16 protein-coding genes and 2 pseudogenes are annotated in these 13259 nt (G+C 68.7%); 9 read left to right on the forward strand and 9 right to left on the reverse strand.

Annotated elements, in window-relative coordinates:
- Positions 1-63: 63 nt before the first annotated feature.
- The 3 genes and pseudogenes from Q9R47_RS02250 to Q9R47_RS02260 all read right to left on the reverse strand — a co-directional run.
- Positions 64-711: pseudogene (locus Q9R47_RS02250) on the reverse strand (IS3 family transposase); the annotation flags it as partial.
- 292 nt (positions 712-1003) lie between these two features.
- Positions 1004-1399 carry a hypothetical protein gene (locus Q9R47_RS02255; RefSeq protein WP_311231580.1) on the reverse strand — a complete coding sequence of 132 codons (396 nt, stop codon included), beginning with the start codon at positions 1397-1399 and terminating at the stop codon, positions 1004-1006.
- A gap of 5 nt (positions 1400-1404) precedes the next feature.
- A pseudogene (locus Q9R47_RS02260) lies at positions 1405-2297 on the reverse strand (DUF6402 family protein).
- Between the two features lie 145 nt (positions 2298-2442).
- On the opposite strand from Q9R47_RS02260, the gene Q9R47_RS02270 reads away from it, so the two are divergent.
- From Q9R47_RS02270 to Q9R47_RS02285, 4 genes are all read left to right on the forward strand, one after another.
- Positions 2443-3084 (forward strand): cold shock and DUF1294 domain-containing protein, encoded by a 642-nt coding sequence (locus Q9R47_RS02270; RefSeq protein ID WP_311231583.1) that lies wholly within the window; start codon positions 2443-2445, stop codon positions 3082-3084.
- A 179-nt stretch (positions 3085-3263) separates the two neighbouring features.
- A complete protein-coding gene (locus Q9R47_RS02275; RefSeq protein WP_311231584.1) occupies positions 3264-3875 on the forward strand; it encodes a protein-S-isoprenylcysteine O-methyltransferase in 612 nt (203 codons plus the stop codon).
- A gap of 84 nt (positions 3876-3959) precedes the next feature.
- Positions 3960-4388, forward strand: coding sequence for a hypothetical protein (locus Q9R47_RS02280; protein WP_311231585.1), 429 nt, complete (start codon positions 3960-3962; stop codon positions 4386-4388).
- A 168-nt stretch (positions 4389-4556) separates the two neighbouring features.
- A complete protein-coding gene (locus Q9R47_RS02285) occupies positions 4557-4955 on the forward strand; it encodes an HdeA/HdeB family chaperone (RefSeq protein WP_311231586.1) in 399 nt (132 codons plus the stop codon).
- A 55-nt stretch (positions 4956-5010) separates the two neighbouring features.
- On the opposite strand, the gene Q9R47_RS02290 is transcribed toward Q9R47_RS02285, so the two are convergent.
- Entirely contained in the window at positions 5011-5925 is a 915-nt protein-coding gene (locus Q9R47_RS02290; RefSeq protein WP_311231587.1) for a hypothetical protein, read from the reverse strand.
- Between the two features lie 31 nt (positions 5926-5956).
- Positions 5957-7252: an MFS transporter gene (locus tag Q9R47_RS02295; protein ID WP_311231588.1), complete on the reverse strand. Its 1296-nt coding sequence runs from the start codon at positions 7250-7252 to the stop codon at positions 5957-5959.
- A gap of 64 nt (positions 7253-7316) precedes the next feature.
- Here Q9R47_RS02295 and Q9R47_RS02300 point away from each other — a divergent pair, with 64 nt between their 5' ends.
- The 4 genes from Q9R47_RS02300 (at position 7317) to Q9R47_RS02315 (ending at position 9565) form a co-directional block, all read left to right on the forward strand.
- Complete coding sequence (locus Q9R47_RS02300) at positions 7317-8240, forward strand: helix-turn-helix transcriptional regulator (RefSeq protein WP_311231589.1); 924 nt, start codon at positions 7317-7319, stop codon at positions 8238-8240.
- Between the two features lie 26 nt (positions 8241-8266).
- Entirely contained in the window at positions 8267-8896 is a 630-nt protein-coding gene (locus Q9R47_RS02305) for a flavin reductase family protein (RefSeq protein WP_311231590.1), read from the forward strand.
- 125 nt (positions 8897-9021) lie between these two features.
- Entirely contained in the window at positions 9022-9240 is a 219-nt protein-coding gene (locus Q9R47_RS02310) for a hypothetical protein (protein ID WP_092840165.1), read from the forward strand.
- Positions 9241-9256: 16 nt separating this feature from the next.
- Positions 9257-9565 carry a hypothetical protein gene (locus Q9R47_RS02315; protein ID WP_311231591.1) on the forward strand — a complete coding sequence of 103 codons (309 nt, stop codon included), beginning with the start codon at positions 9257-9259 and terminating at the stop codon, positions 9563-9565.
- A 27-nt stretch (positions 9566-9592) separates the two neighbouring features.
- On the opposite strand, the gene Q9R47_RS02320 is transcribed toward Q9R47_RS02315, so the two are convergent.
- Positions 9593-10123 (reverse strand): carboxymuconolactone decarboxylase family protein, encoded by a 531-nt coding sequence (locus tag Q9R47_RS02320; protein ID WP_311231592.1) that lies wholly within the window; start codon positions 10121-10123, stop codon positions 9593-9595.
- 92 nt (positions 10124-10215) lie between these two features.
- On the opposite strand from Q9R47_RS02320, the gene Q9R47_RS02325 reads away from it, so the two are divergent.
- Positions 10216-11115 carry a LysR family transcriptional regulator gene (locus Q9R47_RS02325; RefSeq protein WP_311231593.1) on the forward strand — a complete coding sequence of 300 codons (900 nt, stop codon included), beginning with the start codon at positions 10216-10218 and terminating at the stop codon, positions 11113-11115.
- A gap of 54 nt (positions 11116-11169) precedes the next feature.
- Here the strand turns inward: Q9R47_RS02325 and Q9R47_RS02330 are convergent, their stop codons facing one another.
- The 3 genes from Q9R47_RS02330 to Q9R47_RS02340 are packed head-to-tail and all read right to left on the reverse strand — an operon-like array spanning position 11170 to position 13246.
- Complete coding sequence (locus Q9R47_RS02330) at positions 11170-11565, reverse strand: NAD(P)H-dependent oxidoreductase subunit E (protein WP_311231594.1); 396 nt, start codon at positions 11563-11565, stop codon at positions 11170-11172.
- Positions 11562-12566, reverse strand: a complete 1005-nt coding sequence (cobJ, locus tag Q9R47_RS02335) for a precorrin-3B C(17)-methyltransferase (RefSeq protein WP_311231595.1) — start codon at positions 12564-12566, stop codon at positions 11562-11564. Before cobJ ends, Q9R47_RS02330 begins: the two co-directional genes overlap by 4 nt.
- A 14-nt stretch (positions 12567-12580) precedes the next feature.
- Positions 12581-13246: an energy-coupling factor ABC transporter permease gene (locus Q9R47_RS02340; RefSeq protein WP_311231596.1), complete on the reverse strand. Its 666-nt coding sequence runs from the start codon at positions 13244-13246 to the stop codon at positions 12581-12583.
- Positions 13247-13259: the final 13 nt, after the last annotated feature.

Raw genomic sequence — 13259 nt, forward strand, 5'->3', positions numbered from 1 at the left:
AGGTGGTAGGTGATGTTGCCCCCGTATTTCCGGCCCCGTCCTATTCGCAATAAAGCGTTTGGTCCACCGATGGCTCAGGCCGCTGCGCGAAACCGCCACACGCCACTCATTGGGGCGTGCGGTCTGTCGCCGGCGGGGTGCCTTAGGCACAGCAGGTCGGCTTCTGCCGTCACGCGATAGGCGCGCTTGGCATTGACTTTGGATGCCCCGCACTGCGCGCTGGCGATTGACCAGGGCACAAGCACGACGGTAGCCATAGCTAGGCTCATGACGCAGTTCAGCATCACCGCTGGGCGTGCGGGGCCTGCGGCCATCGGTCCTTGCTTCAGTGCGCACCAATAGGTCGCGCATGTGCGAGCGCGACAGCTCCATCGTCTGCCAGACCGTCTTCACTTCTCGTCCCCGGGCAACAAGGGCAAGCGCGCAATCCAATTTTTTTGGCAGCGTACTCCATGGCTTCCTTGAGGATTTCGTTCTTTAAGGTCTTCTTGCTGAGCATGCGCTGGAGTTTGGCGATTTCCGCGCGGGCCGCCGCAAGCTCAGATGCAGGCATCACGGCTTCTCCTGCAGACACGTCCGTCAACACGACCTGCCGTTCGAGCTTGCGCCACTGAAATGGCAGCCCCGCCGAGACGCTTTCTCAACCAGTGATCAGCGCCTGCGGCGCTGGCCCTTCATCACTACCTCGACTGACTCCGTATGCCTAGTCATAAGCACAGTCTCAAAAGATAAGCGACGGGACGGTTCCGGGGGAATCAGGGGGCTATCTCACCGTCGGCCGTGCCATCGAAGCGGCTATCGAGCACATGAAGGTGGACGGGCTGAGGCGCAGCCCGATCAAGGAAGAGTTGGGCCCTGGACGTGGTGATGTGTGGGACTGGACAAAACCTGCGGTTGATCCTGGCCATGCCGCGGTTCGATCGCGCCCGAATCTGGCTGTCCATGCAAGCAGCTGTCGCCGCGCTGATTGCTGAAAACGAGATTGTTTAGCGCGCCCTACCCATTAGGGTCTGACGGCAGAGTTGGGCAATCTAGGACAGTCCGCACACTCAGGAGGAACGTTCTCGAAAACGATATCTCGTCCGATCTGCACCGCATTGACCGGCGGGTTCAACCACCAGTAAAGCTGGCCGTTGATCCATAGATCAGCAACATCGCTCTCCCCCATTAAGGTCTCCGGTTCGATACGATAAAGACGCACGAATGACGGGATTTTCATGTCGTAATGGATAAGTCGTTGGATCGGCGATACATCGTAATACTCTACACGATACACATGGCGAGGACTAATGTAGCTGCCTTTGAAAACAGGTGTCGTCAGATACCATACGCAGCATGCAAAGAGCACTGCAAGGCAAAGCCAAAGCGCCCATCGCAAATACTTCTTCTTTAGCTCCATGCTTTTCACCAAGAGAATTTTTGCGGGAACGGCAGTCGTACGCGCAAAACATCAGAAAGCACCATGAAGTCGCCGCCCCTCTGGTGCTTTTCCCTCCACCGCTGGAAGTCGGCGTTCTGAACGAGATATTTATAGCCTTCCACGGCAGCTGGTTCTTCATCCACGGTGATATCCTCAACTTTCACGGTGGTTCGGGTGAGAGGTCCGCATTGCACACCGGAGAAGCCCCAGCAGCCCAGGGGTTGTGACAGAAAAGCATGGTTGTCGTTGAAGTCGTAGGAGTCGCGCAAATAGAAGCCGAGTTCGTCGATCTCCACCATGGCCCCGCCACCGTCCTTCGGCATAAAAATACCTGAAACAGCCACGTTCATTTGCGCCTCGCCCATCGCACCATAGAAATCGTCCAGTGGATCGCTCCACTTTCCAAAGACCACATAGTTGACCTGGCAAGTCTCGTCCAATATTTTGGCAGGCTGGGACAGATCGCCAAAGCGCACACATTGCAGACCGCCATATTGGTTGGCGATACGCCTCTTCAGCATGCCCACCCCGGCAGGATTCGCCCAATTGGCCTGCAATCTAGCCAACGCAGCCTGCACTCGCGCAAACCTAAGCGCCAAGCCATGGTCACGGTCGTTTCGTCCAGATGCACCGCCGCCAACTGGCTCAATCGATAGTGGGAAGCTCGACCTTCCTTCATTTCAGGAGGCAAGCGGAATGGTGCACCGTTGAACCACCGTTCCATCAACGCACCTGCCACAGTCCACCCTAGCCGCGAGCGCATCACCGTCGGGATGTCACGCAGTTGAAAAAGTCGCGTAGCGTATTTCGGTGCGAGCTTACGCGCCAGTTCGGCACGCAGCGCCTCTTGCGCCACTGTTACGATGCTGCTGCTCATATCCTTCCCACCCCTCTTCTAGTCATGTCGAGGGGCGATCATATAAACCCAACGGTTGAGCAGCGCTATGTTCGCTCGGCAGATAGTTACCAATTGCAAGTCAGCGCCATTTGGTCGTTGAAGGCTTGTCCATAGACGTCGTCTCATGCGCTTCGAAGGCACCATCCACTCCTGGAACGACGACCGCGGCTTTGGCTTCATCCAGCCCACGCAAGGCGGGCAGGAGGTCTTCGTGCACATCAAGGCGTTCCGCGGCCTGCTTCAGGAGCGCCCGCAGGTGCACCAGCGCGTCAGCTTCGCGGTCGAGATGGGCCCGCAGGGCAAGAAGCGCGCAGTCCAGGTGGAACTGGTGCGCGCCACGAGCCGGCCACCGGCTGGCCGCGCCGCCCGCCCACGTTCCGATACCCCGCGCAGCGCACCCTGGAGCGCCGCCAGCGTATGGACGCTCGTGCTGGGTGCCGCGGTGCTGCTGGCTGGCTACGGGTTGGGCCATCCACCGCGGTGGACGCTCTGGCTGTACCTCGGGGCCAGCGTGGTCACGTTCCTGGCCTATGCCATCGACAAGTCCGCAGCCCGGCGCGGCGCTTGGCGCATCGCGGAGCGGAAGCTCCACTGGCTGGCGCTGGTGGGCGGCTGGCCCGGGGCGCTGGTCGCGCAGCAGGTGCTTCGGCACAAGTCGACGAAGGCGGAATTCCGCACGGTGTTCTGGGCGACGGTGGTGCTGAACCTGGCGGGCTTTTGCTTTCTGGCGAGCCCGTATGCCCGGGTGCTCGGCCGCCTTTCCTGAACGTTTTTCTTTTCCTCTTGCTCGTTCTCTCCTGCTTTCCGGCCGCACTGGCGATTCCCGCGACACCACAGTGAGCGTTGCCGCTGCTTATGGCTGGGAGAAAGGCTTGCCACTGTCCGCCGCGGGCATGGCGGTACAGAATGGCTGGGCACTAAAAAAGACAGGCAGGGAGGGAACCCATGCATCTTCACGCACCGCAGGCGATATTCCTCGTCGGCCTGCTGGCCTACCAGGGCATTCGCACCGTCTACCAACGCCGCGCCCGCGCCGCGGGACCATCGCGGGCGAACCATTCCACGCGGCTGGACAAGGCGCTGATCGGGCTCGTGGCGATCGGGCAGATGGTGCTGCCGCTGGTCTACCTCTTCACGCCCTGGCTTGATGGCGCTTCGTATGCCGACCCTCCGGACGCATGGCCAGCTGCGGGGGCGCTGGTGTGGGCCGCGGGCCTGTGGCTGTTCTGGCGCGCGCATGCGGAGCTGGGCACCTGGTGGTCGATCACGCTGGAGATCCGCCCGAACCACCAGATCGTGCAGCGGGGCGTGTACCGGTTCATGCGGCACCCGATGTATGCCGCGTTCCTGCTGTTCGCGCTGGCGCAGGCACTGCTGCTGCCGAATGCCGTCGCGGGGATGGGCGCGCTCGTCGCCGTGGGCATCCTCTGCATCGTGCGCATTCCGCGCGAAGAGGCGATGATGTGCGAGGTGTTCGGGCCGGCGTACCGCGATTACATGCAGGCCACGGGCGGGGTGGTTCCGCGGCTCTTCACGCGCCGCAGCCGCATCGCGTGATGCCGAAGGGCTGGTGTGGGCGGGCGGCTCCATGCCCGTGGCGGTTTGTTTCCGCCTTCCTTCGTCCATCCTCCCGCCCTTTCCATGCCACGCTCCCCCGACGGCACCCGCCGTGCAGACCTGCTCCTCGAAGGCGAGATCCGCTTCGGCCCCGCTTTCTACCGGCTGTCGATCGGCGGGCGCGCGGTACCGCACCGGATCTTCGGCGCGCCGCTGTGCTGGTCTGCCGATGCGCGATTTCTCGCCGCGCAGGAATGGCTCACGACCGACTACGGCACGGGGCCCGTCACCTGCGCCGTGCTGATCGATGTGGCCGCCTGGACGATCGCGCGGGAGGAAGTGGTGGTGAAGGGGTTCGCGGGGGACTTCCGCTTCGGCGAGGACGGCGTGCTGCACTACGCCAAAGTGTTCCCCGCCCGCGGCGAACGCGTGCAGGCCCGGGCCGCGCCGGACGCGCTGCAGCGCTGGGTGGGCATCGATGCCGCGCCGCCGGCCGCCACGGCCGGGTTCTAAGACCTGTCTAAGTCTGCACTCCTACGATGAAACCGTCGTTGAAAGCCCCGCCGATTTCCTCCACGAAACCGCGGTGCCGACGGCACGGAACCGGCCAGGCCGCCGCGCTGCGCTGCGCTGCGCCTCCCCGGGAGACCCATCATCATCGTTCGATCGAGGAGTGCCATCATGAGAGTTCTTGCCCGCCTGTCCGCCCTGACCCTGTCCACCCTGGTCGCCGCCACCGCGATGGCGCAGACCCCGAGCCCGGCCAAGGCGCCCGCCGCAACGGCTGCCGTGGCCGCCGCGCCCGCAGCGAAGGCCCGAAAGCCGATCGTGAAGACCACCTGCTCCGACTACGTGGGCCTGGACGAGTCCATCAAGCCCAAGTTCATCTACTACGCCGTGGGCCACACGCAAAGCGGCAAGAAGGAAGCGGTGTTCGAAGAGGACGCCATCGAGAAGATCAAGCCCGAGCTGGACCAGTACTGCTCGGTGCACCTGGACAAGTCCGCCTATGCGAAGGTGCTGGCCAGCAGCATGGCGTCCGAGGGGAATGCGGCGCATGGGCATTCGAAGGCCAAGTGATGGCGCGTGACAGCACGGGTGCCAGGTTCCACCTGGCCCTTGCAGGCTGAATGGATCAGATCCACCGATCCCCACGCCCCGACGCCATCCTCGCCCCCACCCAGGCCACCAACGCACACAGCCCCGCGAGCACCGACGTGAGCACGAGCTGGAACACGAACGCTCCGGGCGCGGCAGCCCACACGTAGTGCCGCACCCCGCCCGCACGGGGGTGAACGACGAGGTGGCCGGTCTGCACCGCGCCCACCACCTGCAGCGCCAGCCAGGCCGCGATCAGGCCGGCCAGCGCCGCGCCGGCTGCCGCCATGCACCGGCCAGGCGCGCGCAGCCGGAACGCGTCCACCGGCGGCTCCGCCACCTTGGGCAGGCTGCGGGCCTGCCGCCGGCGGGCGGCCGATCGCGCAGGCAGCGGTTCTCCGTTCAACGCCACGGGCACGCTCAGGAAATCCCCCACCGCGCGGGCGGCGTCCGCGAGGCGGGGCGGTGCGGCGGTCCCGGGCAGCACCGCGACCCAGGCCAGCACGCGGGGGCCGCCGTGCATGCAGCGCAGCACGAGTTCCTCGCGGCGCAGCCCACTGCGGCCGTGCGGCACGCGGCGCAGCCACACCGCGTCGACGTGGTGCAGCACCACGCCCATGTCGCGCACGCTCGGCGCGGCGCGGTAGTGGCGCAGGGCCTCGCCCGTACCGTGCGGGCCCGACAGAACGGCTTCGCGGGTGCGCGACGCGAAGCGCACCAGGGCGATGCCCGCGCCGCACGCCAGCACGGCCCAGAGGCACAGCATCGCGATCGCCCAGAAGCTCTCCGCGGCCAGGCGCGCGCGGGCCTGCGGATCGCCGATCAGGTGGACTGCCGCGATCCACGGCAGCACGGCGAGGCAGGTGCCGGCCAGCAGCATGACCGCGGCCCGCAGGCGCGGCCGCACGACGATGCGCAGGCGTTCGCGGCCCTGCCGCTCGACCGTCACCACACGCGGTGGCTTCCGCCGTGCGCGTCTCTCCTCATGCCGCCGCAGCCATGCGCTGCGCCCGCGCCCTGGCCGCGACGCCGATGCCGACCACGCCAGCGGACGCCACGCCCAGCACCAGTGCGGAGGCCGAGCCGTAGAAGATGCCGGAGGTCATGCCGGCGTCCAGCATGGCGCCGAACACGGGGGCGGCGACGCAGAAGCCGAGGTCCAGCCCCGAATACACGGTGCCGTAGACGCGGCCGGTGGCACCGGGCGGCGCCGCGCGCTTGATGAGCATGTCGCGCGAGGGGCCGGCCAGGCCGGTGCCAATGCCCGCCAGGGCGACGAACACCATGGCGGCCATGCCGGGCAGCAGGCCGGTGCCGGCGACGACCAGCAGCACGGCCGTGGCCAGCAGGCAGACGGTGATGGTGCGCTCCAGGCGCGCCACGCGGCCGGCCAGGAAGCCGCCCACCACCATGCCGGCGGCGCCGCACAGCATGTAGCCGGTGACGACCATGGAGGTGAGCGACAGCGGCAGGCCGTACATCTTCTGCAGCGTGGGGCCGGCGAAGCTCTGGATGACGCTCAGCGAGCAGGTGGTCCAGAAGAAGAACGAGAAGCACAGCCACACGGAGGGCAGCCGCAGGAAGGCCATGGGATGTTCGGCGATCGCGCCCTGGCCCACGCCCGCCGACGTCGCGGCGGCAGCACCCGGTTTGCCGGCAGCCGGCGAGGCGGCTGCGGCACCGCGGCGGTCATCGAGCGCATCGCGGTTCAGCACCATGATGGTGAGGATGATCAGCGCGAGCACGCCGCCGCAGAGGCACGCCGCGCGCCAGGAGCCGGTGGCCGCGGCGATGCCGCCCATGAACACCGGCGCGGTCGCCCAGCCGAGGTTGCCCGAGATGCCGTGCACCGAGAAGCCGTGGCCCAGGCGCTGCGGCGACACGCGCTTGTTGAGGATGGTGAAGTCCACCGGATGGAAGGGCGCGTTGCCCAGGCCCGCGAGCGCCGCCGCGGCCATCAAACCGGCATAGCCTCCCGCGGTGCTGGCCACGAGGCCGGAGAGCACGAAGCTCGACAGCGCGAAGAACAGCACCGGGCGCGCGCCGACGCGGTCCACGATGAAGCCCGACAGCGCCTGCCCCACGCCGGAGATGACGAAGAACACCGACACCAGCAAGCCCAGCTCGGAGTAGCTGTAGCCGAACTCCGCGATGAGGAACGGGAACAGCGGCGGCAGCAGCATGTGGAAGAAATGCGAGGAGCCGTGCGCCAGGCCGATGAGGCCGATGGTGCGGGCGTCCTGCCGCAAGGTGGCCGTGGGTGCGTTGATCGGGGTCATGCGCCGATCTTAAGAAGCCCGCCCTCGTCCGCATTACGATAGCCGGCCAAAGACTGTCGCGAACATGCCAAGCACTGCACTTTCCGCTCCCGCGGCCGGAACACGGCCCGACCGCACCCCGCGCGCACCGCGCACGCAGCGCGCGTTGTCGTACGTGGATTCGCTCACGCCGCACCTGTTCGTGCCCGGCCCGGCGCGGCCGGTGCGCGCGAAGATGCGGCACCTGTCGGCCGACACGCAGGTGCTGCCGCACAGCCATCCGTGGGCCCAGGTGGCGGTGTCCACCACCGGCGCGATCCGGCTCACCGTGGCGCAGGGCACGTACATCGTGCCGCCCTCGCGCGCGCTGTGGATTCCCCCGGGCGTGGAGCACACGGTGACCATGGTGGAGAGCGCCGACCTGCGCACGCTCTACCTGCACCAGCCGCGCGGGCGCTGCGGCCCGGGCGTGCCGCGCGCCGACGAGGCCCCGTGGCGGCAGTGCCGCGTGCTGGAGGTGTCTGACCTGCTGCGCGCGCTCGTGCGCGAGATGCCGTGCGAGCCCGACGATGCCCCCGCGCCGTCCGACGCGGCGCTGCGGCGGGAACGCCTGCTGAGCGCCCTGGTGCTGGACGAGCTGCGCCGCGCGCCCGTGGTGCGCCTGGGCGTGGACCTGCCGCGCGACAAGCGGCTGCGCCACCTGTGCGAGGCGGTGCTGGCCGATCCCACGCGCCACGCGACACTGGCCAACTGGGCGCGCGACACCGGGGCCAGCCCGCGCACGGTGGCGCGGCTCTTCCGCACGGAACTGCGCACCACCTTCACGCAGTGGCGCCAGCAGGTGGTGCTCGCCAAGGCCGTGGCGCTGGCGGCCTCGCGCCAGCCGATGGGGCAGATCGCGGCGGAACTGGGCTACGGCCCGAGCGCTTTCAGCGCGATGGTGCGGCGCACGGTGGGCATGCCGCCGGGACGCTTCCTGGGCACGCAGGCGGGGCCGCGCGGCGGCTGACGGGGGTTTTGTGTATCGTGGCGGCCATGACGAACACCGCCCGCACCCTCCACAGCTACGAGCCGCGCAGCGGCCACCGCCTGCCGCACGACCCCTTCAACGCCATCGTGGGCCCGCGGCCGATCGGCTGGATCAGCACGCGCAGCGCCGAGGGCACGCTGAACCTCGCGCCCTATAGCTTCTTCAACGCCTTCAACTACGTGCCGCCCATCGTCGGCTTCGCCAGCATCGGCGCGAAGGACACGCTGGCCAACGTGCAGGCCACCGGCGAATTCGTCTGGAACCTTGCCACGCGCGACCTGGCGGAAGCGATGAACCAGAGCTGCGCGGCTGTGCCGCCCGAGGTGGACGAGTTCGCGCTGGCCGGCCTCACGCCCCTGGCCTCGGAGCGCGTCGCCCCGCCGCGCGTGGCGGAAAGCCCCGTCACCTTCGAATGCCGCTGCACGCAGATCCTGCAGCTGCAGGGCGCGGACGGCGTGCAGGTGCCCACCTGGCTGGTGCTGGGCGAGGTGGTGATGATCCACATCGACACGGCCCTGCTGCAGGATGGGGTGTACGACACCGCGACCGCCGGGCACATCCTGCGCGCGGGCGGGCCGGCGGATTATTTCTCGGTGGGGCCGGAGCAGAAATTCAAGATGTACCGGCCGCGCTGAACCATGGCGGTGCGGCAGCGCTTATGCTCATGCATGGCAGCCTTTCCCATCCGCATTCCCTGCCGGGCAGCCGCCCGCTGCACGCACGGTGCCCGTGCAGGACTATCCTGAGAGAACCCACACCCATGAACGCCACACGCCTCGTCGCCCTGGCCCTCATCGTGGCCGGCGCCCTCGGCCTCGCCTACGGCGGCTTCAGCTACACGAAGGACACCACCGTGGTGAAGCTCGGCCCGCTGGAAATCTCCGCCAAGGAGAAGGAACGCGTCAACGTGCCGCTGTGGCTCGGCATCGGTGCGATCGCCGTCGGCGGGCTGCTGCTCGCGGTGGGCGGCCGGAAGTAGCGCGGCCCGCCGTCCGATGGCACGGCTCGCCCGGCGCTTTCCGTTCCTCGCCCGCCACTGGTTCGGCCTGCTGTGCACCTTGCTGGGCCTGGCACCGCTGCTGCTCCTGCTGGCCTGGTGGCCGCTGGCCGCGCTGCTGGAGTGCACGGGCAACGAAGGATCGGGCATGCACTGCGCCGCCGCGCCGGGGCTCTCCGACGCGGCCTACGCGGTGTTCCTGACGGGCGCATGGGGATCGATGTTCACGCTGCCGGCGGCGCTGACGCTGTACCTGGCCGGGGCGGGCCTGCGCTGGCTGCTGCGCAAGCCTGCGGCGCGGCGGTGAAGCGCAGCCGCCTTCTCCCGTACCGCACTATGCGGCCGTCGATGGCGCGTCGTCCTCGTCGGCCTGACCGCCGCCGCGCAGCGGCAGCGCAATGCCCGATGCGGCGAACACCTCGCGCACCACGCCCAGCGCATTGAGTGCGGCCGGAAAGCTGGCGTAGACCGCTATCTGCATCACCACCTCGACGATCTCCTCCGGGCTGCAGCCCACGTGCAGCGCCGCATGCACGTGCACGCGCAGTTGCGGCAGCGCATGGCCCATGGCGCACAGGGCCGCCACGGTGGCCAGCTCGCGTTCGCGCAGGCCCAGCGCGGGGCGGGAATAGATGTCGCCGAACGGGAATTCCAGCAGCAGGCGGGCGAAATCGGGGAAGGACTGTGACAGTTGCTCCACCACGGCGAGGCCCGCGGGGCCGTCCACCCGGGCCAGCATGCGGGCGCCGCGCTCGTGGCGCGTGTCGTGGTCGTAGTTGTGGTTGCCTGTGCCGGCGGGCATCGGCGGGAGGGAGGCGGTGGAGGATGGGGACGTGGGGGCGCTGGACGGGGATGCATGCGGCATGCGGGGCTCCTTTCGGCTGTCGAGGGGTGGAGCCGCGAATGTAGGAAGCCTGCGGCGCTCCGGGAATGACCGTTTCGGTGATACCTTTCGGTATGTCTTCCAAGCTCGATTCCCGGTCCCTCGCCCTCTTCCTGGCCGTGGCCGACGCCCTGAGCTTCCGCCAGGCCGCGGAGGCCCTGCATCTGTCGCAGCCGCCCCTGAGCCGCGCGATCCGGGAGTTGGAGGCACGGCTGGGCACGGCCCTTTTCGACCGCCACGCCCGAGGCGTGGGCCTCACCGATGCCGGGCGCCGGCTGCTGCCCTATGCGCGCGGCGTGGCCGATCTGCTGCGGCAGGCCGAGGCTGCCTTCCAGGGCGCCGCCGTGCCGGCCACGCTGCGGCTGGGGCTGACCAGCGCGGCCGAGCCGGCCTGGTTCCGCGGGCTGGCCGACCGCGTGCAGGCTCTGCAGCCCGGGGTGGCGGTGGCCGTGTCGTCGGACACCTCGCCGCGCCTGGTGCGGCAGCTGCGCAAGGGCCAGCTCGATGCCGCCTTCATCGCGCTGCCCACGGACGTGCGCGGGCTCGACGTGCTGGCGCTGGACCGCCTGCCCATGGTGGTGGCGCTGCCTTCCGCGCACCCGCTGGCCCGGCGCCGGCTGCTGCGGCTGGCCGACCTGGCGGATGAGCCCATCTTCTGGTTCGAACGCGCCCGGCAGCCCGCGTTCTACGACCACTGCGAGCAGGTGTTCGCACGGCATCGCTTCGCGCCCACGCGGCTGCGCGAGCCGGCGGACCACCATGTGCTGCTGGCCGGCGTGGCGGCCGGGCGCGGCATGGCGCTGCTGGCCGGCTCCTTCGCGGGGCTGCGGCGCGCGGGCGTGGCCTACCGCCGGCTGGCCGAAGGCGATGCGCTGGCGCTCGGCATCGGTCTGGCCGTGCCGCCGGAACAGCCGGCCCTGCGCGCGTTGCTGGCCCGGGCCTGCGGCGTGCCGCGGGCACCGCAGGCGAATTAAGGCGATGCTGAATAAGTCTCTGCGCTGCGCGCGAGGGGCTTGGTCAGCGTTGCCTTAACCGCCCGTGGGCCCCTGGTGGAACACCAGGTCTTCCACCGGCTGCCCGCCCACCAGATGCTGCTCGATGATGCGGTCCATGTTGGCCGGCGTGACGTCGTAGTACCAGGTGCCGTCGGGCTGCACGCACATCACCGGGCCGCCCTTGCAGGCGGCGAAGCAGCCCACGCGGCTGCGCTTCACGCGCAGGTCGCCGTCGTTCAAGCCGGCCGCCTTGAACTTCTCGCCCAGGCTGTCGAACAGCGCCTGGGCCTGGCCCTCCTGCGCGCAGCGCGGGCCGGTGCAGATGAGGATGTGGCGGCGGTAGCTGCCGATCTTGGGCTTGACGACGACGCGCACGCCTTCGGCGGGCGTGGCGGTTGCGGCGGTGTTCTCTGGCGTGTCGGTGCTCATGCCTCTTCCTCGGTCGTTGCGGCCTCGGCGACGGCGAGCGGTTGTGCCAGCGTGTCGCGGATGTAGTCGGCCGGCAGGCGGTGGCGAAGGGCCAGCGCTTCGATGCTTTCGCCAGCGGCGTGGTCGAGCTGCAGGTTCTCCAGCCAGCCATTGAGGCCCGTGGAGAGCGAACGGCCGGGACGTTCGCCTTCGCGCGTGGCGCCGCCGCCTTCCACGTCGTACTTGTTGGCGTAGCCGCGCGGCGTGACCATGAGGCCGTGCTGCACGATGGTGTTGCTGTTGCCGATGAGCACGGTGCTCAGCATGCCGATGTCGGCATCGCACATGGTGGCCAGGGTGGCCAACTCGATGCGTTCGCGGCGGCGGTAGGCGCTCTTGACGATGGCCACGGGCGTGTCGGGGCTGCGGTGGCGCAGGAACAGGCGCTGCGCTTCCTCGATCTGGCGCGTGCGGCGGCCGCTCTTGGGGTTGTAGAGCGCGACGACGAAGTCGGCCATGGCGGCGGCGTCGAGCCGGCGCGCGATGGTGGGCCAGGGCGTGAGCAGGTCAGAGAGGGAGATGGCGCAGAAGTCGTGCGTGAGCGGCGCGCCCACGCGGGCCGCGCAGCTGTTGAGCGCGGAGGCGCCGGGCACGATCTCGACCTCGATGCCGCCGGGCTCGACCACGCCGTTCTCGTCGAAGGCGGGCGGTGTCCAGCCGGCCTGGAACAGCACCTCGAAGGTGGGGCCGGCCATGCCGTAGACGCCCGCATCGCCCGAGGAGATGAGCGCGACCTTCTTGCCCTCGCGGGCGCGGGCCAGCGATTCGATGGCGCGGTCCAGCTCCTCGGTCATGGACTTGCGGATGATCTCCTTGCCCTCGATGAGATCGGCCACGAGCTTGATGTAGGTGACGTAGCCGATGATGGTGTCGGCCTCGGCGATGGCGGCGCGGGCGCGCGCGGTCATGTGGTCGGTGCTGCCGGGGCCGATGCCCACGAGCATGATCTTTCCTGCGGACATGTGCGTGCGTCCCTTCAGGCTGCGGCGGCCGGCGATGCGGGCGCGGCGATGCGCTGCAGCGTGCGCTCGTCGATGCAGGCGGCGAGCCAGCGGCGGCCGCGCAGGCGGGCAGCGGCCACCGTGATGCCGATGGTGAGCAGCGGCTCCACCGCCACGAGGCTCAGGTACGACGCGGCGAACAGCGCCCAGTCGGCCACCGGGGCCGCGTCGCTGCTGATGGAGAGCCAGAAGCCGACCATGAGCGTGACGCCCGCGTAGTACACGGCATCGAGCTTGAGCACGTTGGCCACGCTGATGCGCTGCATGCGCTGGCCCAGGCCGTGGTGCACGGCCACCAGCGGCACGGCCAGGCTCAGGAAGTTGATGGCGAGGTGCGCCAGATCCTGCGGCTCGAAGACGAGGGCCTGCGCGAGCAGCCCCAGCCCGAAGCCGAACAGCGTGGGGATGAAGCCGAACAGCAGGTAGATCGGCATGGCGCCCACGAAGTGCAGCTCGGACGGCCCCACGGGCATGTGCCAGACCTGCATCAGCACGCTGAAGAAGAAGGCGGCCAGCAGCGTGCGCAGCCAGGCCGTGGGGCTTTTCAGCAGGGGCAGCGCGTGCGCGCCCAGCAGCGCCGTGGCGGCGACGGAGGCATAGGCGATCTTGTCCTGCGAGAGGATGCCGATTTCGATATGCATGGTGGACCTTTCA

This window comes from Acidovorax sp. PRC11 (genome assembly GCF_031844105.1).
Classification (GTDB): Bacteria; Pseudomonadota; Gammaproteobacteria; order Burkholderiales; family Burkholderiaceae_C; genus Paracidovorax.